The 20878-nt window shown below is 37.0% G+C and carries 21 protein-coding genes; 2 read left to right on the plus strand and 19 right to left on the minus strand.

Translation table 11 applies throughout. From position 1 onward, the window contains the following. Window positions 1-121: 121 nt before the first annotated feature. Window positions 122-799 carry a CPBP family intramembrane glutamic endopeptidase gene (locus tag ACLI50_RS21880; RefSeq protein ID WP_411414636.1) on the plus strand — a complete coding sequence of 226 codons (678 nt, stop codon included), beginning with the start codon at window positions 122-124 and terminating at the stop codon, window positions 797-799. Between the two features lie 56 nt (window positions 800-855). On the opposite strand, the gene ACLI50_RS21885 is transcribed toward ACLI50_RS21880, so the two are convergent. The 19 genes from ACLI50_RS21885 to ACLI50_RS21975 form a co-directional block, all read right to left on the minus strand. Then, window positions 856-1017, minus strand: a complete 162-nt coding sequence (locus ACLI50_RS21885; RefSeq protein WP_227943480.1) for a bacteriocin-like protein — start codon at window positions 1015-1017, stop codon at window positions 856-858. A 125-nt stretch (window positions 1018-1142) separates the two neighbouring features. Beyond that, the gene (locus tag ACLI50_RS21890) at window positions 1143-1868 is read right to left on the minus strand and encodes an XAC2610-related protein (RefSeq protein ID WP_411414637.1); all 726 of its coding nucleotides are present in this window, start codon (window positions 1866-1868) and stop codon (window positions 1143-1145) included. Between the two features lie 118 nt (window positions 1869-1986). Further along, window positions 1987-4482 carry a phenylacetic acid degradation bifunctional protein PaaZ gene (gene paaZ / locus ACLI50_RS21895; RefSeq protein ID WP_411414638.1) on the minus strand — a complete coding sequence of 832 codons (2496 nt, stop codon included), beginning with the start codon at window positions 4480-4482 and terminating at the stop codon, window positions 1987-1989. A gap of 103 nt (window positions 4483-4585) precedes the next feature. Then, window positions 4586-5413: an alpha/beta hydrolase gene (locus tag ACLI50_RS21900; protein WP_202840505.1), complete on the minus strand. Its 828-nt coding sequence runs from the start codon at window positions 5411-5413 to the stop codon at window positions 4586-4588. Between the two features lie 58 nt (window positions 5414-5471). Beyond that, window positions 5472-6050 carry a transposase gene (locus ACLI50_RS21905; RefSeq protein WP_202840503.1) on the minus strand — a complete coding sequence of 193 codons (579 nt, stop codon included), beginning with the start codon at window positions 6048-6050 and terminating at the stop codon, window positions 5472-5474. Between the two features lie 76 nt (window positions 6051-6126). Continuing rightward, the gene (locus ACLI50_RS21910) at window positions 6127-6720 is read right to left on the minus strand and encodes an acyltransferase (RefSeq protein ID WP_202840501.1); all 594 of its coding nucleotides are present in this window, start codon (window positions 6718-6720) and stop codon (window positions 6127-6129) included. Between the two features lie 87 nt (window positions 6721-6807). Further along, the gene (gene pcaF / locus ACLI50_RS21915) at window positions 6808-8013 is read right to left on the minus strand and encodes a 3-oxoadipyl-CoA thiolase (protein WP_202840499.1); all 1206 of its coding nucleotides are present in this window, start codon (window positions 8011-8013) and stop codon (window positions 6808-6810) included. Between the two features lie 89 nt (window positions 8014-8102). After that, window positions 8103-8516 (minus strand): PaaI family thioesterase, encoded by a 414-nt coding sequence (locus tag ACLI50_RS21920; RefSeq protein ID WP_202840497.1) that lies wholly within the window; start codon window positions 8514-8516, stop codon window positions 8103-8105. A 9-nt stretch (window positions 8517-8525) separates the two neighbouring features. Next, complete coding sequence (locus ACLI50_RS21925) at window positions 8526-8834, minus strand: hypothetical protein (protein WP_202840494.1); 309 nt, start codon at window positions 8832-8834, stop codon at window positions 8526-8528. Between the two features lie 92 nt (window positions 8835-8926). Continuing rightward, the gene (locus ACLI50_RS21930; RefSeq protein ID WP_137905310.1) at window positions 8927-10060 is read right to left on the minus strand and encodes a 3-hydroxyacyl-CoA dehydrogenase NAD-binding domain-containing protein; all 1134 of its coding nucleotides are present in this window, start codon (window positions 10058-10060) and stop codon (window positions 8927-8929) included. 106 nt (window positions 10061-10166) lie between these two features. Next, a complete protein-coding gene (locus ACLI50_RS21935; protein WP_062672201.1) occupies window positions 10167-10967 on the minus strand; it encodes an enoyl-CoA hydratase/isomerase family protein in 801 nt (266 codons plus the stop codon). A 142-nt stretch (window positions 10968-11109) separates the two neighbouring features. After that, the gene (gene paaD, locus ACLI50_RS21940) at window positions 11110-11574 is read right to left on the minus strand and encodes a 1,2-phenylacetyl-CoA epoxidase subunit PaaD (RefSeq protein ID WP_202840492.1); all 465 of its coding nucleotides are present in this window, start codon (window positions 11572-11574) and stop codon (window positions 11110-11112) included. 3 nt (window positions 11575-11577) lie between these two features. Further along, entirely contained in the window at window positions 11578-12387 is an 810-nt protein-coding gene (locus ACLI50_RS21945) for an alpha/beta hydrolase (RefSeq protein ID WP_202840490.1), read from the minus strand. A gap of 6 nt (window positions 12388-12393) precedes the next feature. Further along, window positions 12394-13143: a 1,2-phenylacetyl-CoA epoxidase subunit PaaC gene (gene paaC / locus ACLI50_RS21950; RefSeq protein ID WP_202840487.1), complete on the minus strand. Its 750-nt coding sequence runs from the start codon at window positions 13141-13143 to the stop codon at window positions 12394-12396. A gap of 69 nt (window positions 13144-13212) precedes the next feature. After that, on the minus strand, window positions 13213-13494 hold the full coding sequence (gene paaB / locus ACLI50_RS21955) for a 1,2-phenylacetyl-CoA epoxidase subunit PaaB (RefSeq protein WP_002981782.1): 282 nt from the start codon (window positions 13492-13494) through the stop codon (window positions 13213-13215). Between the two features lie 111 nt (window positions 13495-13605). Further along, entirely contained in the window at window positions 13606-14544 is a 939-nt protein-coding gene (paaA, locus tag ACLI50_RS21960; RefSeq protein WP_110010672.1) for a 1,2-phenylacetyl-CoA epoxidase subunit PaaA, read from the minus strand. Between the two features lie 85 nt (window positions 14545-14629). Then, window positions 14630-15715 carry a 2Fe-2S iron-sulfur cluster-binding protein gene (locus ACLI50_RS21965; RefSeq protein WP_330745192.1) on the minus strand — a complete coding sequence of 362 codons (1086 nt, stop codon included), beginning with the start codon at window positions 15713-15715 and terminating at the stop codon, window positions 14630-14632. Further along, window positions 15715-17031 carry a phenylacetate--CoA ligase family protein gene (locus ACLI50_RS21970; RefSeq protein ID WP_343641142.1) on the minus strand — a complete coding sequence of 439 codons (1317 nt, stop codon included), beginning with the start codon at window positions 17029-17031 and terminating at the stop codon, window positions 15715-15717. The genes ACLI50_RS21965 and ACLI50_RS21970 overlap by 1 nt, the downstream gene beginning before the upstream one ends. Before the next feature lie 250 nt (window positions 17032-17281). After that, window positions 17282-17860, minus strand: a complete 579-nt coding sequence (locus tag ACLI50_RS21975; protein ID WP_202840481.1) for a TetR/AcrR family transcriptional regulator — start codon at window positions 17858-17860, stop codon at window positions 17282-17284. Window positions 17861-18227: 367 nt separating this feature from the next. Between ACLI50_RS21975 and clpB the strand changes: the two genes are divergently transcribed. Next, a complete protein-coding gene (gene clpB / locus ACLI50_RS21980) occupies window positions 18228-20819 on the plus strand; it encodes an ATP-dependent chaperone ClpB (RefSeq protein WP_202840478.1) in 2592 nt (863 codons plus the stop codon). Window positions 20820-20878: the final 59 nt, after the last annotated feature.

Below are 20878 nucleotides of genomic sequence, written 5' to 3' on the forward strand. Positions count from 1 at the left end.
ATCATCCTGTCAAGGTTTAAAGTCTTGAACGATAAATATTTTAAAGAAACTTTTCGCATCCGTTTTTTTATTATATTCGTTTTCAATAAGATAAAACTTATTCAATTAAAACTTCTAACCTATGATTGGAATTATTATTGAGCTTATCATTTCGTGGCTTCTCCTGAGGTTCATCGCAAAAAAGGACCTTTCTGTTTTAGGATTTAAACCCAGCCAGGCAAGATTGATTAACCTGAGCATAGGTTTTCTTTTGGCAGCTGTAGTATGCAGCGTTTATCAAATCTTGACAACAGCCTTTATCAATAACAGCTGGATACTGAATAAGCCAATATCATTTTCTGCAGCATTGATGAGCTTATGGTGGATTGTAAAGTCTGTTTTGTTTGAAGAATTACTTTTCAGAGGAGCTTTGCTTTATCTTGCTATAGAAAAATGGGGAACGACAAAAGCCTGCCTTTTATCTGCTGCGTGCTTCGGAATCTACCATTGGTTTTCTTATAATGCATTTGGAAATCCTTTTCAGATGGTAATTATTTTTGTAATGACGTCTATTTTTGGGTGGATGCTCGCAGTGTCCTTTGCTAAGACAAAATCTTTGTACCTTCCTATAGGTCTTCATCTGGGCTGGAATTTGTTTAATATTCTGATATTCTCGAACGGACCGCTTGGCAAGCAGCTCCTTATAAAAGCTAATGCAAATCATCTGGAAGGAATCCCTTCATTGCTTGTTTTTTTGTTTCAGATATTCGCGTTACCCATTTTAATGTACGGATATTTTAAGTTTAAGAAAAAAATATAAAAAACTGCCAATCACGAGGAGTAGCAGCTTTGTGTATTGTTTTAAGTTAAAAAAGTCTAAGAATCCGCACAGATATAACATGCTCTTGCAATATCAGGCCATCTTCCGGGAAGACAACATGTTCCGGGAGGACAAGGGTTAAGCGTACAAGACCAGTTTGGTCCTGCTCCTTTAAGAGATTTCAACTCATGTCTTGAAAGTTTTTTTAAGTTTTTCATAGTGGTTTGTTTTGGTGTTCTCTCCTACTCTGTATGCTTTTCGGATTTCGCCTATTAAAGTTAGTAATTTTTCAAACAAAAAACCATAACTAACTGAAATAATGAATATTTCAATTTATATAAGACTAATATTCTAAAGGCTTATAATTTCTAAAAACCTTATAAAGATCCTTATCATTTCCTGTGAATACTTTTTCTTCAATAACCTTAAACTTGCCTGTAGAATCTTTTTCTTCCACCACTATTTTATCAGAAACATCTACCCGTGCAAATTCATCCAGAGAATCTTTTTTAATTTTTAGAAATACTGTTGTGATAGAGCCTGTTAAAATTACAGAATTGATACACTTTAGTTTTGAATTAAAACTCAGGTTTGGATAATTATCTGAATTTTTGATGTGGATAAAATTTTTATTTTCCGGTTCATACACGAATAAAGTCATTACGATATTTCCCCCTCTTCCTGCGATTCCACTTTGATACGTCACATCATTAAAGCCATCATTATTAAAATCACCAATTTGAACATCTAAACCCGTTACTCCATCTTTGATAAATTTAAAAGTATTTTTTAATTCCCAGGTATGAAACATAGATCCTTTACTTTCTACCCAAATATCTTTTAGATCATAAACATTCAAGGTTACAAATACATCACCATTCTTAATATGTCTAAATTTTTCAAACTCTACTTTAGTTTTACCTTTTCTTCCCACATTCAGACTGTCAACAAATTTTTCTTCAGAATAATAGCCGTCTTTATCTTGTTTTAGATTTCCCGAACAGGAAAAAAGAAATAAAATTGAAAAAGCCCAAAAGACAATGTTAAAAAAGGTTTCTAATGATTTCATGATTAAAAATTTTCTGATTTTATTACTTATGTTAAGGTTTCAAAACTTGGCAGGAGTTATTAAAAAGTCCCTTTCGGTTTAAACCGGAAGGGACTCTAAATTTATATTTTATTTTGAATTAAATCAATCCAAATTGTTGGAAGTGGTGTGTAAAATGCTTTTTGTGCATCAGTTCCCACATTTCTTTATTCAGTTTTCCGAAAACGTAATTCATGTGCTCTGCCTGCGGGTTGTCCTTGTAGTAGATCACAAATTTCTTCAGGTTATCCATGAATGACAGTTTTGCTGCTTCCAGATTTTTATGTTTGGGTTCCGGAAGTGAACCATCCTGAGGAAGGAAGGGAGCTGTGAATTCTTTTGGCATTGCTCTGTGATTGTAAAGAGAATCCTGCCATTTTTCAAGATTTTCTTCAGGAGTGAAACATTTTTCTGCTTCGGGTTCTCCAAAACTCACCAATACCGCTTGCTCCAAATGCTCAATCATCTGCTGCGGAGACATTTTTCCCCAAAGCGCAGGAGTACTTTCCGTTAATCCATTCAATATTTTCTGAATATTTTTTACATTCAGATCGATGAAAGGAGATTGTTTTGCTACCAATGTCAGGATCGTTGCTACACATACAATCTCATCTCTTTGGTTTACAACCTCAACCAGCCATTTTACAACACCGGAAGGGATATTTCTTCCTTTTACTCCTCTGTTGATTTTTTCTTTTGCTGTTAAATAAACCGTGATGGTATCTCCGGCGTATACAGGTTTGAAGAAGCTGCAGTCTTCCAATCCGTAATTAGCAATTACAGGTCCTTTTTTGCCTGAAACAAATAATCCTGCTGCTGCTGAAAGGATAAAATATCCATGAGCAACCGTCTTATCGAAAATAGTGCCTGTTAAACTTGTTGCATCTGTATGGGCATAGAAATGGTCCCATGAAACATTGGAGAAATTAACGATATCGGCATCAGTAACAGTTCTTCCTGCTGTTTCCAAAGAATCTCCTACTTCCACTTCCTCAAAATATTTCTGGAAAGGATGTTTGTCTGAGAATTTTTTCTCTGCTCCCTGCTGGTAGATCTTAGTAATAGCTTTCAACACATCCGGTGATCCCTGGATTGCTGTTTTCTGTAAGAAGAAATGAAGACCGCTAAGTCCGCCCATTTCTTCACCACCTCCCGCTCTACCAGGACCTCCGTGCATCAGTGTCGGAAGTGGAGAACCATGACCTGTGCTTTCTTTAGCGTTATCTCTGTTCAATACAAAGATTCTTCCGTGCTGAGAGGCCATTTTCCACGAAGTTTCGGCGATAAAGTTTTCGTCATGAGAAACGATAGATCCTACCAGACTTCCTTTTCCTCTTTTTGCCAGTGCAGCTGCTTCTTCAGCATCTTTATACGGCATCAATGTAGATACCGGTCCGAAAGCTTCTACATCATGAGAGATATTTTTTTCAAAAGGTTTGTCGTTCAGGAATAGTTTCGGACTCATAAATGCCCCATTTTCATAATTGGCATCTACCAGCTCGTGTTTTCCGTCATAGACAAGTTCTGTTTCTGATTTTAATAGATTTACTTTTCTTAAAACTTCTTCATACTGCTGCCTTCCCACCAAAGATCCCATTTTGGTTTCTCTGCTTAATGGGTTTCCGATTTTTGTCTGATCTAAAGCTTTAGACAAAGCATTCTGAACATCACCGATTAAATGCTCAGGAACAATAATTCTTCTGATCGCTGTACATTTCTGTCCTGCCTTCGTGGTCATTTCGTTGCGGACTTCTTTGATGAATAGATCGAATTCCGGAGTTCCCGGTTTGGCCTCTAGTCCAAGGATAGAACAATTCAACGAATCGGCTTCCATATTGAAACGAACGGCATTTCCTGCAATAGAAGGAAGTGATTTCAATTTTCTTCCCGTGTGAGCAGAACCTGTAAATAAAACAGAGTCTCCATCCTGAACATAATCAAGAATATTTCCCGGCTCTCCACAAACTAACTGAACAGCTCCTTCAGGCAATACTCCACTTTCAATCATATCCTGAAATACCGCATTGGTAAGGTAAGATCCGAAAGGAGACGGTTTTACAATAGAAGGAACACCCGCCAGCAAGGAAGTGGATAATTTTTCCAACATTCCCCACACCGGAAAGTTATAAGCGTTAATCTGTACAGAAACCCCTTCACTTGGCGTTAAGATATGGGTTCCCAAGAAAGTTCCGTTGGCAGAAATCTTCTGAGTATCGCCATCTACCCAAAATGAAGTATTGGGAAGCATTCTTTTTGCCAACCCGGAATAGGTAAAGAAAGTTCCGAAACCTCCTTCGATGTCCACCCACGAATCTATGTGGGTAGCTCCTGTTTTGTATGATAAATCATAATATTTTTTCTTTCTTTCTAACAGGTAAAGTGCTACTTTTTTCAACATTTCTCCACGATCGTAGAAAGTCATTGAAGAAAGGTTTTTATATCCTACGGTTCTTCCGTAGTCCAGAGCCTGTTCAAAATTAAGTCCTTCTGTATCGGAAACAGCTACCTGTTCTCCTGTAACGGCATTGTACAAAGGAATTCCGTTTCCGGTACCTTCTACCCATTGTCCGTAGATATAGTTTTTTAACTTTTCCATAAAATATTTAATTTATCAATGTAGAAGTGTAACAGTTTACCAATAATTGTTTGCTGTGGATTTATTGTTACATTTTTACATTGGTATATTGTTACATTTATTTTTATTTCGGTTCCTGATAAGGAAACATTTTCACCAATCCTTCATATAAACTTCTGTGAAGAATGGTTGCGTGATTGTCTGTTTCCATCATTTTATATTCCAATGTCCAGTTTTTCTTTCCTGCTTTTTTTAAAACATCATAGAAAGCTTCAGCATCTTTTACCATCACCGGATGTTCTCCTTTCCCTACAGAAACATAGACAAACTTTTTAGTATCCGTAGATTTTGAAAGCAGTTGTAGAGCCTGTTTTAAAAGGCTTTCATCATCCCACCATAAGCTTGGACTGATGATAAAATAGTTATCAAACATTTCCGGATTTTTCAAAAGGATTTCCGTTGCCAGAAGCCCTCCCAAAGACTGACCGAAAAGGTATTTATCTGTAGTTTTAAACTGACTTTCCACGTAAGGCTTTAGTTCTTTTTCAACGAATGCAATAAACTTATCTGAATGTCCTGTTGTAGGATAGTCTTTTTGTAAGTCTTTCAAATCCGTGTGAAATGTAAAATCTCTTTTTCTGTCTACATTAGCAACTCCCACCACAATGGTTTCCGGCATGGAATACATCTGATTAAAGAATTGTACTAATCCTGTCACATGAATAAAATCTTCATTGATACTTCCATCCAAAAGATAAATTACCGGATATGATTTTGTTTTGTCATATCCCTGCGGAAGATAAATATTCAGCGTTCTGTCTTCATTTAATGTTTTGGACTTAATGGTCCTCACTTCTCCGATGGTAAGCGGTTTTGTAGCAACAGTCTGTGCTGATAACGTACACGCCACCGCAAACATTATGCTGCATGCAAGTGCAATTTTTTTAATCATATTTATTTTTGTTAAACCCAACGGGTTTTTGAAACCCGTTAGGTTTGATTATTAGCCATTATTCAAAATTTAAAAAGTCATATTCAACAGTAGATTGATGATAATTTTTAAAAACCTCTACCGAATCAAAATACGGCATGATTTCTTCTCTATTCAATTTACTTCCTTTTTCAGGATTTAAATATGAATTATACGAAGAATGCTTCCATTGGTCAATTTTATTTACAAATCCGTGATTAACCGGATTATTATGGATGTAATGGAGAACTTTCAATAAATATTTCTCATCTGATATTTTCTTTCTTTTTACCGCATTCAGAAAAAGAGCTCCTTTTCTATTATATTTTTTGTTGTAAGCTTTAGCATAAGCATTCAATAAATTACCAAAATTCTTCATTAAAAACTGATGCTCATTTTCACTATTCACATCATCAAAATTCTTAAATCTTAATAACAAATGAAAATGATTAGGTAACAGACAGTAGGCATAAATATCAGCAACCGGAAGAATATACTTTTCTATCTTTTCCAGAAAAAATTGATAATTTGAGGGTTCACGAAAAATAACTTCAGTCCCATTTACATGAGAGAAAATGTGATAGGTACCTTCAAATTCAAAATTTTCTGTATTAATCATTTTAAATCTGGTATTAATTTAAACCTAACGGGTTTTAAAAACCCGTTAGGTTTGATTATCAGCAATTAAATTCATCCTATTTTATATCATCCCAGATACTGTAATCCACAACTTTAGTCGGAATCTGCTGAACATATTCTGTAAAAGGCTCACAAGGAAGAATAGCTTCTTTTCCTTCCCTTGCCAGCTCCTGATATAATTTTGTTCCTTCTGTTTTCCAGTGAATCATTTCATCAGAAACATCACGGATCACTTTTGCAGGGCTTCCTACCACCAGTTTTCTTGGTTCACATCTGAAATTAGCTGGTACAAAAGCCAATGCTCCTACAATACTTTCATCACCAATATAAGCTTTGTCCATTACAACGGAATTCATTCCGATCAGGCAGTTTTTGCCGATGTGTCCTGAATGAATAATCGCGCCATGTCCGATATGTGCAGATTCTTCCAGGATCGTTTCTATATTCGGGAAAACGTGAAGGGTACAGTTTTCCTGTACATTGGCTCCGTCTTTAATAATAATTTTACCCCAATCACCGCGAATGACCGCATTGGGACCGATATATACTTCCTCACCTATTTCAACATTCCCGATAATGACTGCCTGCGAATGAATGTAGGCGGAGGGCTTTATAATGGGACGAATCCCGTGGTATGAGTAGATGTTCATTTTTTTAATTTGAAAATCTGAGAATGAGATAATCTGAAAATTAATAATGTCTTTCAACATTCTCAAATTAGCTCACTTTCAAATTAATTATACTTTTTCAATGACCATTGCATATCCTTGTCCGACACCGATACAAAGGGTACACAATGCATACTTTTTATCCTGCTTCTGAAGCTCCATTGCTGCAGAACCTACGATTCTTGCCCCGGAAACCCCAAGTGGGTGGCCGATGGCAATAGCACCTCCGTTCGGGTTTATTCTTGAATCATCATCTTTTAAACCTAAGCTTCGGGTTACAGCCAGTGCCTGTGCTGCAAATGCTTCGTTTAATTCGATGATATCCATATCTTCCAGGGAAAGGTTTAATCTTTTCAATAGCTTTTGAGTGGCTTCTACCGGTCCGATTCCCATGATTCTTGGTTCAACACCGGCTACGGAAGATCCCAGAATTTTCGCTTTGGGTTTTAATCCATATTTTTTCACCGCATCTTCACTTGCTAAAATCAAAGCAGCTGCACCATCATTCATTCCTGAAGCGTTTCCGGCAGTTACCGTTCCTTCTTTTCTGAAAGCGGGACGAAGTTTGGCCAACCCTTCCATCGATGAAGTTGGTTTAATAAATTCATCTTTTTCGAAAACGACTGGATCACCTTTTCTCTGAGGAATTTCAACTTTTACAATTTCTTCTGCCAGCCTTCCGCTTTCCTGAGCCTTAGTTGCTTTCTGCTGGGACCAAAGGGCAAATTTATCCTGATCTTCCCTGTTGATCTTGTGAATATCCGCTAAGTTTTCAGCAGTTTCTCCCATTCCGTCAACACCGTATAATTCTTTCATTTTTGGGTTGATGAAACGCCAACCGAAAGTAGTATCAAACATCTGGCTGTCTCTCCCAAAAGCAGCGCTTGGCTTTGACATCACATAAGGAGAACGCGTCATATGCTCTACTCCTCCTGCAATATAGATTTCTCCTTCTCCTGCAGCAATAGAACGGAATGCATTGGCTACCGCAGACATCCCTGAAGCACACAATCTGTTAACAGTCTCTCCTCCAATTTTGTAAGGAAGACCAGCTAATAAAAGCCCCATTCTGGCAACGTTTCTGTTATCCTCACCCGCCTGATTGGCACATCCGAAAATAACGTCTTCAATTTCCTCAACTGGAACTTCAGGGTTTCTTGCTACCACTTCTTTGATCACAATAGCAGCAAGATCATCCGCTCTTACTTCTGATAATCCTCCCTGTAGTTTTGAGATGGGAGTTCTGACATAGTCTATGATGTATACGTTGTTCATTTTTATTTGCTTTAGGCTTTAAGCTATATGCAATAGGCTCTATCAGCTTCAAAAAAGCTTACTGCCTATTGCTTCAAGCTTACTGCTTATTATAATTCTGTTACTTTTTTCCCTATTTTGTAAACTGTTCCTACAAATTTTGCAATCAGTTCTTTGTTTTGATTGGTAATCTGAATGTCATAAACAGCGGTTTTTCTTGTATCATTTACCAAGACACTTTCTGCTCTGAAAACATCACCTTCCTTTCCTGCTTTGGTAAAATTGATGATACAGTTCAATGCTACTGCGGCATCTCCTTTATTGTTGGAAGAAAATGCCAGCGCAGAGTCTGCAAACGCAAAGGTAACTCCGCCATGAACTGTTTTAAGTCCGTTCAGCATATCCTTCTTGATTGGCATTTCTATTAAACAGTAATTTTCTTTTACTTCAATCATTTTAATATTCATCCACTGGGAAAAATAATCCTGATTGAACATATAATCTGCAACTTGTCTTGGATTCATTTCTATTAATTATATGTTTGTTATTTCTTCATACAGCTCATCGGATAATCTGTCGTAAACACTCATTGTTTTGCCCAGAATGACTTGCTCATATGAAAGACTTTCTGAATCTGATGAATTTTCAGAGGGATATGAATCATTCAAATCAATCCCGTTTTCATTGGCCAGTCTTTTGATCAGCTCTTTATATTTCTCATTAAATTTTCCTAAAAGCTCAAGTCTTTCCTGCTCATCAACGGAGGAAGCTTCCTGAGTTAAATACTGTTTCTCAATTAAAAGTCTGGTCTCCAGTTCAGCCCTGAATTCATCTATATTCATTATTTTTTTAAATGTAGCAATTTAACAATCTATAAGTTTAGCAATGTTTATAAAATGATTGTTCCATTAATAAACTGATACATTGGTATATTTTATAATTTACGAAGCAAGGGACTTTGTCTGTATCTTTCTTCCTGATATTCTTCGTAAAGATTCTGAAGGGTTTCGGAGATTTTTGCATATCCGATTTCTTTACCCCAGCTTAATAAACCTTTCGGATAGTTGACGCCTTTCTGCATGGCCAGCTCGATATCTTCGTCATTGGCAACGCCTAATCTTTTGGCTTCAACAGCTTCATTGATCAGCATTGAAATGATTCTTAAAAAGATCTGTTGATATAAAGCTTCGTCTTTCCGAGCTACAGGTTTTTCTGCTCCTTCGCTGTAATCGTAAAAACCTTTTCCTGTTTTTCTGCCGTGAAGTTTGGCTTCAGACATTCTTTGCTGTAATAAAGACGGCTTGTATTTCGGATCGTAGAAATAATCTTTGTACACAGTAGTTGTTACCGCAAAATTCACATCAACTCCGATAAGATCCATCAGTTCGAAAGGTCCCATTTTGAAATTCCCCAGCGTTTTCATGGCTTCATCAACCTGTTCAGGTGTTGCAATGTTTTCTTCAACAATCCTAAGGGCTTCCCCATAGTAAGGTCTGGCAATTCTGTTGACGATAAACCCGGGAATATCTTTGGCAATAACAGGAGTTTTCCCCCATTCTTTCATGAGGTTGTAAATTTTTTCTGCTAATGTTTTTTCTGTTAATAAGGATGGAATAACTTCCACTAAAGGCATCAATGGAGCCGGATTAAAAAAGTGAATTCCGATGAAACGCTCCGGTTTTTTGAGTTCTGCACCAAGAGAGGTGATAGAAATAGATGAGGTATTGGAACTGAGAATACAGCTTTCAGAAACATAGTTTTCAAGTTCTGTAAACACTTTGGTTTTGATCTCTTTGTTTTCGATAATGGCTTCTATAATCAGCTCACAGTCTTTGAAATCCTTCAGTTCTGTAGCAATGGAAATATTAGCTAAAATTTCAGTCATTTTCTCTGCCGAAATTTTTTGTTTATCAACCAATTTGGTCAAGGTTTTTTCCAAACCTACCGTTGCCGTTTCTACTTGTTTTGCGTTGGCATCATAAACCCATACTTTGCATCCGTTCGTTGCGGCTACTTGTGCAATGCCGATTCCCATGGTTCCGGCACCGATAATTCCTACATATTTCATAATGTAACAGTGTATCAATGTAACAATGTAACAATCATTGTCATGCTGAGCTTGTCGAAGCATCTCATTGATAAACTGCTACATTGGTACATTGTTATATTAGTTCTTATTTTCCTTTATAATTAGGTTTTCTTTTCTGTAAAAAGGCATTTACTCCTTCAATGAAGTCTTCTGTTTCTGCAGCTTCCTGCTGAAGATCACCTTCCAGTTCAAGCTGTTCTTTCAATGTGTTGTTATAAGAATTGGCAAATGCTTTTTTCGTAAGCTTGATGGCTGCTGTCGGCATGTTTGCCATTCTTTCAAGAATTTCCATAGATTTCGGAACAAATTCTTCTTCAGTGAACACTTCTGCTACAAGGCCATGCGCTTTAGATTCTTCTGCAGATAATTTTTTACCTGTAAATGCTAAATAATTGGCTAATTGTCTACCTAGAAGTTTCGGTAAGAAGTACGTTCCTCCTGTATCAGGAATCAAACCGATATTTGAAAATGCCTGAGCAAAATATGCTTTCTCATTCGCTAGAACGAAGTCAGAGATTAACGCCAACATTGCTCCAGCTCCTACTGCAGGACCGTTTACTAAAGCAATAACCGGTTTTTTGCAACGGGTAACTTCCATTACTAATGGATTGTAATAGTCTACCACAATTTTTCTGATGATGTCATGATCATGGTGTTCTTTGCCTACTACAAAAGCTTCGTCCAGATTCTGACCTGAGCAGAATGCTCTTCCTCTTCCGGAAATGGCAACACATCTTACCGTTTCGTCTTCGCTGCACTCTTTAACAAAGTCTCTAAGATCTGATAAAGCCGGTTTTGTAAGGGCGTTCATCGTTTCCGGTTGATTAAGATATGCGATTTTCAGCTTTCCGTCAAAATGCGTTTCAATATCAAGTTGTGTATACATAGTTTTTATTAATTTATTATTTAACAACGCACTAATTTAACAATATAAATCAATGTAACGGTCTAATAATTTAACATTATAACAATTCCTTCGTTATGCTTTGCATAGCCGTAAAATTTGTTGTGTATGGGTTGATTATTCATCAATGACATTTAAAATAATCAAATGGCTCCAGGCAGTCTAAGCATTGATACGAGGCCTTACACAAAGTAGACCCGAATCTGCTGATCTGTTTGGTATGCTCGGAACCACAGCGCGGACATTTTTTCGGTTTTCCGATGTGGTGTTCGTCTGCTCCTTTTTCGGGAGGAGTGATTCCGTAAACACGGAGCTTTTCTCTCGCTTCATCAGTAATCCAGTCTGTTGTCCAGATCGGAAACATCTTGGTGACTACTTTTGCATCCCATCCGTTTTCTTTCATCATTTTGATAATATCCTCCTCAATGGTAAACATAGCTGGACAAGCAGAATAAGTTGGCGTAATCGTTACTTCACAAGAGTTCTCGCTGGTAATTTTCGCTTCTCTTACAATACCCAATTCCACAATATTGATTACCGGAATTTCCGGATCGGGAATGGTTTTTAATAAATCTAAAAGCTGATTCATATTTTATTTTTTATCAGAATCAAGGATTATTTTCATTGCTTTCTGATAATCTAAATTATCTGTTATGCCGTTGTGATACTGATCTTTTAATACAATCAGACGATCACCTTTTTTAAAGTTATTTTTAAGTTTTAAAGAGGCTTTATAGTTAATAACCTCATCTTTATCACCGTGAAAAATAACGACTGGTGACTTAACGGTTTTTAAATATTCACAAGTCTCAAAATTATATTTCAGCAAAAACTTCGGAAGGAATGAAAATTTCTGATTCATTTCATCTTCCATACTGTAATATGGTGCCTGTAAAATCAATAATCCTGCATTATGCATGGATGCTAATTTTGCAGCTAATCCTGTTCCTACAGAATATCCCAAAATAATAATTCTGTTTTCCGGATATCTTTTCAAAAGCTCTTTGTAGGCACTTTCAACATCCGAAAAGATCTGATTTTTATTATTAATTTTATCTTCACTTTTTCCGTAACCCCGGTAATCAAGTATCAAAGTATCATAATTCAGACTTTGATACAGCTGAACTACTACTCCCCAGCTTTTTATTGATCCTCCGTTTCCATGAAGATAAAAGATGACTCCTTTTGGATTTTGAGCTTTGAATAAAACAGAACTCAAATGCTTTCCATCCTGCATTTTAATGGGTACTTCTTCAAAATCACCATCAAATGTAAACTTGTAATTTTCGGGTAACTTTTCAGGATAAAAAATAATTTTCTCCTGATAAAAATAGATTCCAACACATAGTATCACATAGGCTGCAAGAAAAAAAGCCAATATCCCAAGAAGCAACTTCTTCATAATTTACTACCACGTACAGCCAGGATACGCTCTCTGCATATACTGAAGCTCACAAAGGATATATCCGAAATACTCTGTATGATATCCTGTTCTTGATTTGGGCTGCATGAAATGATTTTCCGGATATTCTAAACCAAAATCTGCAAAATCTTTCTTGGTAATCGCAAGAAATTCTTCGTAAAGCGCATCTGAATTGGGAGCAATATTCAAGGCAACAAGATCATCTTCACCTTCTGTTTTAGCAAAAAGACCTTTCGTATATTCCCAGATATTTTCTATAGCTTTTACCAGACGGGACTTACTTTCTTCTGTTCCCTGAGCAAAGATTTTCATCCAGGATGCAGCGTGTGTATAGTGATATCTTACTTCTTTCAGTGATTTTTGAGCAATGGCAGCCAATTCTTCATTAGCAGAGTTTGATAAAGCCTCATACATCAGTTTCTGATAGACAGATAATACGTATACTTTAAGAATAGTCTGTGCATAATCTTCATTAGGAAGTTCTACCCAATGGGCATTCACATATTCATGCTCATATCTTAAAAATGCGATATCATCTTCACTTTTACCGTTATCAATCATTCTCGAAGCGTAAACGTAAAAGTTATTCGCCTGACCTAGTTCATCCAACGCAATATTTGTCAATGCAATATCTTCCTCTAAGTAAGGACCTTCACCGCACCATTCAGACAGACGCTGTCCCATAATGAAACTGTCGTCTGCAAGTTTTAATAAATAATTATATAATGGGTTCATTATTTTAGCTTTTGGCTTTTGGCATGTAGCTTTTAGCAAATTGCAAGCAGCTAATAGCCATTAGCATTTTTACATATTTTTTACGTCGTTAGGAATCTCGTAGAAAGTTGGATGACGGTATAGTTTATCATCAGCCGGATCAAAGAATGCTTCTTTATCTACTCCTTCCGAAGTCACAATATATTTACTTGGAACAACCCAAACAGAGGTTCCTTCTTTTCTTCTTGTATAAACGTCTCTTGCGTTCTGCAAAGCCATTTCTGCTGTTGGTGCCTGTACAATTCCAACGTGTTTGTGAGATAATCCCGGTTTAGTCTGAATAAACACTTCCCACATATCTAAATTTGCCATAATCAAATTAATTTAACAATGTATCAATGTACCAGTTTAACAATGAAATGCTTCGACAAGCTCAGCATGACAATGATTGTTACATTTCTACATTGGTATATTGTTACATTATTATATTACTTCTTTTTGTTGTTTTTCTGCAAAAGCCGCCGCAGCTTCTTTTACCCAAGCATTCTCTCTTTGAGCTTTTCTCTTCGTTTCGATACGCTTTTTGTTGCAAGGACCGTTTCCTTTTAAGATTTCCATGAATTCATCCCAGGGAAGTTCTCCGAAATCGTAATGCTGTCTTTCCTCATTCCATTTCAGATCTTTATCAGGAATGGTTAATCCTAAGAATTCAGCCTGAGAAACGGTAACATCGATAAATCTCTGACGAAGACTGTCATTACTTTCTCTTTTTACTCTGTAGTTCATAGAGATTTTAGAGTTGGGTGAGCTGTCATCATTAGGTCCGAACATCATCAGAGCCGGCCACCAGAAACGGTTTAATGAAGCCTGAGCCATTTCTTTCTGTTGTTTTGTTCCACGGCACAATGCCATAAGAATTTCATACCCTTGTCTTTGGTGGAAAGATTCTTCCTTACAGATTTTCACCATCGCTCTTGAATAAGGACCGTAAGAATTCCCCATCAGCATTACCTGGTTCATAATAGCCGCACCGTCTACTAACCAACCGATGGCACCGATATCAGCCCAGCTTAGGGTAGGATAGTTGAAAATACTTGAATATTTTGCTTTTCCTTCCAGCATATCATCATAAGTAGCATCTCTGTCTGCTCTGATGCTTCCGTCTCCTAACGTTTCGGTAGCAGAATAAAGATATAAGCCGTGGCCTGCCTCATCCTGAACTTTGGCTAAAAGAGCCATTTTTCTTCTCAATGAAGGCGCTCTGGAGATCCAGTTGGCTTCCGGCAACATTCCTACAATTTCAGAATGCGCGTGCTGTGAAATCTGACGAACCAGTAGCTTTCTGTAATCATCAGGCATTACATCTTTTGGTTCTACTTTATTTTCTTCGTGAACGTATTGAACAAATTTTTCTAAGTCCATAATTTTTTCAATTTAACAATGTATTAGTCTAGCAATGTACCAATGATTGTTATATTGATACATTGTTATATTGTTACATTAATTTTTAAACATCATAATTAAGCATCACCACATTCGTTGTCGGGTGACATTGGCAGGTAAGAACATAGCCTCTAGCTACTTCTTCTTCGGTAAGCGCATAGTTTTTCTCCATGAAAACTTCTCCTTCCAGAACTTGTGCTTTACACGTACAACAAACACCTCCTTTACATGCAAAAGGTACAGGAAGATTGTCTTTCAATGCTTTATCTAAGATACTCTCTTTTTTAGAATTAAGGTGGAACGAATATTCATCGTCATCAATGATTACCGTTACCATACTTTCAATATTGGCAATGGCCTTGAATTCATCACTCATTTCCTCCGTATTTTCTTCATCCGGAGCGGTGAAATATTCAAATAATACCTGGATAGCAGGTACTTTTTTATCTTTTTTCAGATAGTCTGCAATCCCTTTAATCATTTCTGAAGGTCCGCAAATAAAATAAGTAGCTTCTTTTACATCAATATCTGTATATCTTTCAAACAGCTGTTCTAATTTTTCTGATGAAATCCTTCCTTCAAAAACCGGATCTTCATGTTTCTCACGGCTTACTAAATAAACCACTTTAAGCCTGCCATTGAAGTGTTCAACCAGTTTATCAATCTCTGCTTTTCTTAAAACATGATTCATGCTTCTGTTGCTGTAAAACAGATAAGCATTACTGTTAGGTTCCTGATAAAGACTTTCTTTAATATTGGATAATACAGGCGTAATTCCGCTACCTGCAGCCAGTCCGACATAAGTTTTTACATTGCTTGGATGATAAGAGGTATTAAAACCACCCATCGGAGGCATTACTTCCAGCACTTCATCCATATGAAGATGCTCATTGAAATAGCCAGATACCTTTCCACCCTCCAATAATTTCACCAATACCTCCAGTGTATTGCCTTTTTCACTTGGAGCATTACAGATAGAGTAAGAACGTCTTTCTTCATTTCCGTTGATCATCATTCGGAAATTCAGATATTGTCCCTGCTTGAACCTGAACTTATCTTTCAGTTCTTCAGGAATTTCTACCGCCACATTCACTGCTTCGGAAGTATCTTTCTGAACTTTAACTGTTTTAAGTTTATAAAATGAATTCATTATTTTTTTAGTATTCTATTAATTTTTCCACCTTCGCACTTTGGCAGGCTGTCCTGAGCATGAACTTTTACTTTCGTAGTGATTCCTACTCTCTTTTTTATTTCGTTTTCTATGTTTTTCCCAAAGTTGCCGACAAAATTAAAATAATCATCGGTATTGGCTTCCATTTTCTGAGATTTTACCAATTCGTCATCTATTTCAACATCAATATCCAAAGCAATACACATGTGTTCTTTCTCTACAGGTGTTAAATAGTAATTGGGAACCACTCCTTTTACATAAGAAAAAGCATCTTCAATCTGGCTTGGGTATACGTTTACTCCTCTTACGATCAGCATATCATCTGCTCTTCCTACGATAGGTTTCATTTTCACCATTGTTCTTTTGGCATTTTCATCGTAGTAAAGACTTGTAATGTCATTCGTCCAGTAACGTAAAAGCGGCATTGCTTTTTTAGTTAAAGTAGTAATCACTAAAACCCCTTCTTCTCCAAAAGGAACCGGCTGTTTGGTAACAGGATCCAAAATCTCGGGATAAAAATGATCTTCCCAGATATAAGCTCCTCCCTTCTCTTCGAAATCCTCCATGGAAACTCCGGGACCGATAATTTCGCTTAATCCATAGATATTGGTTGCATGAACGCCTAATCTTTCTTCAATGTGTCCTCTGATAATCTCCGTCCATGGCTCTGAACCCAGCACAGCGTATTTAAGACTGATTTCATCTGCTGATATTCCTCTTTTTGCAAATTCATCTGCAATCGTTAAAGCATATGAAGGAGAACAGCAGATCACTTCCGGTTTAAAATCTACAATAAGATCTACCTGTCTTGCCGTCATTCCCCCTGAAATGGGAAGAACACTCATTCCCAGCATTTCGGCTCCGTAATGAAGACCTAATCCTCCTGTAAAAATCCCATAACCATAAGCATTATGTAACTGCATTCCCGGTTTAGCACCAGCAGCATTCAGTGATCTTGCCACCACTTCACTGAAAAGCTCTACATCTTCTTTTGTATATCCTACCACAGTCGGTTTTCCTGTCGTTCCGCTTGAGCAGTGAATCCGCTGAAGCTCATTTTTAGGAACCGTAAATAATCCGAACGGATAGTTATCTCTTAAATCCTGCTTGTAAGTAATAGGAAGTTTAGTGATATCCTCAATCGACCTTATATCCTGAGGGGATATTTGAAGTTCATCAAATTTCTTTTTATAAAATTCCGACTTCTCTCCCAAATAGCTGATCAGGCTAATCAACCGGTCGGATTGAAGCTGTCTCAACTGACCCAGCTCCAGATATTCAACTGAAAAATCCATAAAACTAACTAACATTTGTTAGGTGTAAATTTAAAAAGATTTCGGAAGCTGGCAAAATTTTTATGACTTTTGTCATATTTTGAATGATTCTAAATAAGAAAAGTGCTTAAAATTATGTCCAATGTCATTCTGAGCGGAACGAAGTGTAGCGAAGAATCTCTTATTAAATACATGATTAAATAACATAACTATGAGATTCTTCCTTCGTCAGAAATCGAAGATTTGATGTAGTCAATGACAAACGGCGTGCTTATTTCTTCTGGTTTCCAAGCAGGCCGAAAAGAATTTTCTCTCTGATTTCTTCTGTAATTTCATCCGTAGAATCGCTGCTTCTTTTGAACCAGAAATAGGAATTATTTAAAGTATGAAGGATAAATCTGGTGGTAAATGATGGTGATTTCAGTTCCCAGTTTTCTGCTTTGTAGATCTCAAAAATCAGTTGTTCTACTTCCTGCTGGTAGTTTTTCCTTAATTCTACAAATTCGGGAAGCCTTTCCTCAAGATGTTTCCATTCATTGGAATAGATATGGGTAACATCACGATTTTTAAGAACAACAGATAAGTGTTTATCTAATAAGAGATTCAGTTTTTCTCTGGGAGCGATATTGGTATTTTTTACTTCCTGAAGTTCATCGAAAAACTCCTGAGCAATGCCAAAGCAAATCCATTCCAGAATTTCTTCCTTTGAACGGATATGTGCATACAGTGATGCAGCTTTGATATTAAGTTTTGTAGCCAGGTCTCGTACTGAGCTTCCCATATACCCTTTCTCTTTGAAAAGTTCTACTGCTACGTTGAGTATTTTTCTCTGTTTTTCTTTGAGTTCCATCTGGTAAAATGCAAAAGTAATTATTCTGATTTAAACTGTCGTTTTTTTGATCATAAAAAGAAAAAAGTCTTCATCTTCAGTTTAATCGTTGAGTTATTTATCTGCTATGACGATTTGTTCATCAATTATAAAGAGATAATGACGAAACCGGAAATTTTGTCAAGTTAAATTTCCGTTAAAAATATAATATCCGGAAAATTTGTCCAGTTTTTTTGTAAATTTAATAATTGAACAGTTTTTGCGATACAGTCATCGAATAAATGATTAAATAATTGATGGCATTAAGAAACTGAGCCTTAGAATTTGGTTTCTTGATGTTTTTTAAAAACTAAACTTTAAACGAATCATTACCAAAAATATATAAAATATGAACTTAAACCAATATACTGTAAAATCACAGGAAGCCATCCAGGCAGCACAACAGGTTGCGATGGAGTTTGGCAACCAAAGCATTGAACCTCAACATCTTCTTGAAGGAATTTTTCAGGTAGATGAAAATATTTCGCCTTTCTTATTAAAAAAATCTGAAGCAGATGCAGCATTAGTAAGAGAGCGCAACCGTGAAAATTTAGAAAAGCTTCCTAAAGTTCAGGGAGGAAATATTTATCTTTCACAATCTGCCAACAAAGTATTGCTGGACGCACCAAATATCGCTAAGAAGATGGGTGACGAATATGTAACGATTGAACACTTATGGCTATCTCTTTTGGACACCTCTTCTGAAGTTTCCAAAATGCTGAAAGATATGGGTGTAACCAAAAATCTGCTGGAAGGCGCAATTAAAGAATTAAGAAAAGGAAGTAAAGCTACTTCTGCAAGTTCAGAAGAAACGTATCAGTCTTTAAATAAATATGCTAAAAACTTTAATGAATTAGCAGCAGAAGGTAAGCTGGACCCTGTCATCGGACGTGATGAAGAAATCAGAAGAGTTTTGCAAATTCTTTCCAGAAGAACAAAAAACAACCCTATCCTTATCGGGGAACCGGGAGTAGGTAAAACCGCAATTGCTGAAGGAATTGCCCACAGAATTATCAGTGGCGACGTCCCTGAAAACCTGATGGATAAAACTCTCTATTCATTAGACATGGGAGCTTTGATCGCCGGGGCAAAATACAAAGGTGAATTTGAAGAGCGACTGAAATCTGTGGTGAATGAGGTAATCAAGTCTGATGGACAGATTATTCTTTTCATTGATGAGATCCACACTTTGGTAGGAGCCGGAGGTGGTGAAGGAGCAATGGATGCTGCCAACATTCTGAAACCTGCTCTGGCAAGAGGAGAATTAAGAGCGATTGGTGCCACTACATTGAATGAATACCAAAAGTATTTTGAAAAAGATAAAGCGTTGGAAAGACGTTTCCAGAAGGTAATGGTGGAAGAACCGGATACTGAATCTGCAATTTCTATCCTTCGTGGTATTAAAGATAAATACGAAGCTCACCACAAAGTAAGAATCAAAGATGAGGCAATTATTGCCGCTGTGGAAATGTCTCAAAGATATATTTCAGACCGTTTTTTACCGGATAAAGCCATTGACCTTATTGACGAAGCTTCTGCAAAGCTGAGAATGGAAATCAATTCCAAACCGGAAGAACTGGACGTTCTGGACAGAAAACTCATGCAGATGGAAATTGAGCTTGCTGCTATTTCAAGAGAAGGCAACCAGACCAAGATTGATCACCTTAAGGAAGATATTGCAAAAATATCCGAACAGAGAAATGAGATCAATGCCAAATGGCTGAAAGAAAAACAGAAAAGTGAAGATCTTACCCAGATCAAAAAAGATATAGAATCTCTGAAACACGAAGCAGAAAGAGCTTCCAGAGCCGGAGATTATGCAAAAGTAGCGGAGATCCAATACGGAAAACTTCGTGAAAAGGAAGAAGAGCTTGCCAAGGTTGAACTCGAAATGCAGAATCATCAGAATGAACTGATCAAAGAAGAAGTGACTGCTGAAAACATCTCTGAAGTGATTGCTAAATGGACAGGTATTCCTGTAACTAAATTGCTGCAATCAGAAAGAGATAAGTTATTGAATCTTGAGGCCGAACTGCATCATAGAGTTGTGGGACAGGATGAAGCGATTCAGGCGGTTGCAGATGCGATCAGAAGAAACAGAGCCGGATTGAGTGATGATAAAAAGCCTATCGGATCTTTCTTATTCCTTGGAACTACCGGAGTCGGTAAAACGGAGCTGGCAAAAGCACTGGCAGAGTTCTTATTTGATGATGAGAACAATATGACAAGAATTGATATGAGTGAATATCAGGAACGTCACAGTGTTTCCAGATTAGTAGGAGCGCCTCCTGGATATGTGGGATATGATGAAGGCGGACAATTGACTGAAGCGGTTAGAAGAAGACCTTATTCTGTAGTGCTTTTAGACGAGATTGAAAAAGCACATCCTGATGTCTTCAATACATTACTTCAGGTTTTGGATGACGGACGTCTGACGGATAATAAAGGCCGTGTAGTGAATTTCAAGAATTCCATCATCATCATGACCTCGAATTTAGGGTCACATCTGATTCAGGAGAATTTTGAGAATCTTACGGAGGAAAATCAGGATGAAATTGTAGACAAAACAAAAGACGAAGTATTCGATCTGCTGAAACAAACGCTCCGTCCGGAATTCCTGAACAGAATTGATGAAATTGTACTCTTCCAGCCTTTAAGAAAAAAAGAAATCGGAAAAATTGTTCAGTATCAGCTGAGAGGGTTTAATGAAATGTTATCTAAACGAAACATTATTATGACTTTCACTCAGGACGCAGTAGATTATCTGATGGACAAAGGATATGATCCTGCCTTCGGAGCAAGACCACTGAAGAGAGTAATTCAGCAGGAAGTTTTAAACAAACTTTCTAAAGAGATTCTTGCAGGAAATGTAAATGATGGAGATAGAATTACGCTGGATTACTTTGTAGAAACAGGTTTGGTTTTCCGACCTACTGAATAATAAAATAGTTTTTTTCATATACATTATTTTTGTAAGTAAGTGCTGTAGAATAATCTGCA

The sequence above is a fragment of the Chryseobacterium cupriresistens genome (assembly GCF_046614675.1).
GTDB classification, from domain to species: Bacteria; Bacteroidota; Bacteroidia; order Flavobacteriales; family Weeksellaceae; genus Chryseobacterium; species Chryseobacterium cupriresistens.

Excerpts from the sequence above, each read along its gene's own strand:
- clpB (WP_202840478.1), top strand. The coding sequence starts at position 18,228 with ATGAACTTAAACCAATATACTGTAAAATCACAGGAAGCCATCCAGGCA.
- paaA (WP_110010672.1), bottom strand. The coding sequence starts at position 14,544 with ATGGACTTAGAAAAATTTGTTCAATACGTTCACGAAGAAAATAAAGTA.
- ACLI50_RS21900 (WP_202840505.1), bottom strand. The coding sequence starts at position 5,413 with ATGATTAAAAAAATTGCACTTGCATGCAGCATAATGTTTGCGGTGGCG.
- ACLI50_RS21945 (WP_202840490.1), bottom strand. The coding sequence starts at position 12,387 with ATGAAGAAGTTGCTTCTTGGGATATTGGCTTTTTTTCTTGCAGCCTAT.
- paaB (WP_002981782.1), bottom strand. The coding sequence starts at position 13,494 with ATGGCAAATTTAGATATGTGGGAAGTGTTTATTCAGACTAAACCGGGA.
- ACLI50_RS21935 (WP_062672201.1), bottom strand. The coding sequence starts at position 10,967 with ATGTATACACAACTTGATATTGAAACGCATTTTGACGGAAAGCTGAAA.
- ACLI50_RS21925 (WP_202840494.1), bottom strand. The coding sequence starts at position 8,834 with ATGAATATAGATGAATTCAGGGCTGAACTGGAGACCAGACTTTTAATT.
- paaC (WP_202840487.1), bottom strand. The coding sequence starts at position 13,143 with ATGAACCCATTATATAATTATTTATTAAAACTTGCAGACGACAGTTTC.
- ACLI50_RS21905 (WP_202840503.1), bottom strand. The coding sequence starts at position 6,050 with ATGATTAATACAGAAAATTTTGAATTTGAAGGTACCTATCACATTTTC.
- ACLI50_RS21930 (WP_137905310.1), bottom strand. The coding sequence starts at position 10,060 with ATGAAATATGTAGGAATTATCGGTGCCGGAACCATGGGAATCGGCATT.
- ACLI50_RS21880 (WP_411414636.1), top strand. The coding sequence starts at position 122 with ATGATTGGAATTATTATTGAGCTTATCATTTCGTGGCTTCTCCTGAGG.
- ACLI50_RS21910 (WP_202840501.1), bottom strand. The coding sequence starts at position 6,720 with ATGAACATCTACTCATACCACGGGATTCGTCCCATTATAAAGCCCTCC.
- paaD (WP_202840492.1), bottom strand. The coding sequence starts at position 11,574 with ATGAATCAGCTTTTAGATTTATTAAAAACCATTCCCGATCCGGAAATT.
- paaZ (WP_411414638.1), bottom strand. The coding sequence starts at position 4,482 with ATGGAAAAGTTAAAAAACTATATCTACGGACAATGGGTAGAAGGTACC.
- pcaF (WP_202840499.1), bottom strand. The coding sequence starts at position 8,013 with ATGAACAACGTATACATCATAGACTATGTCAGAACTCCCATCTCAAAA.
- ACLI50_RS21920 (WP_202840497.1), bottom strand. The coding sequence starts at position 8,516 with ATGAATCCAAGACAAGTTGCAGATTATATGTTCAATCAGGATTATTTT.
- ACLI50_RS21885 (WP_227943480.1), bottom strand. The coding sequence starts at position 1,017 with ATGAAAAACTTAAAAAAACTTTCAAGACATGAGTTGAAATCTCTTAAA.
- ACLI50_RS21970 (WP_343641142.1), bottom strand. The coding sequence starts at position 17,031 with ATGGATTTTTCAGTTGAATATCTGGAGCTGGGTCAGTTGAGACAGCTT.
- ACLI50_RS21965 (WP_330745192.1), bottom strand. The coding sequence starts at position 15,715 with ATGAATTCATTTTATAAACTTAAAACAGTTAAAGTTCAGAAAGATACT.
- ACLI50_RS21975 (WP_202840481.1), bottom strand. The coding sequence starts at position 17,860 with ATGGAACTCAAAGAAAAACAGAGAAAAATACTCAACGTAGCAGTAGAA.
- ACLI50_RS21890 (WP_411414637.1), bottom strand. The coding sequence starts at position 1,868 with ATGAAATCATTAGAAACCTTTTTTAACATTGTCTTTTGGGCTTTTTCA.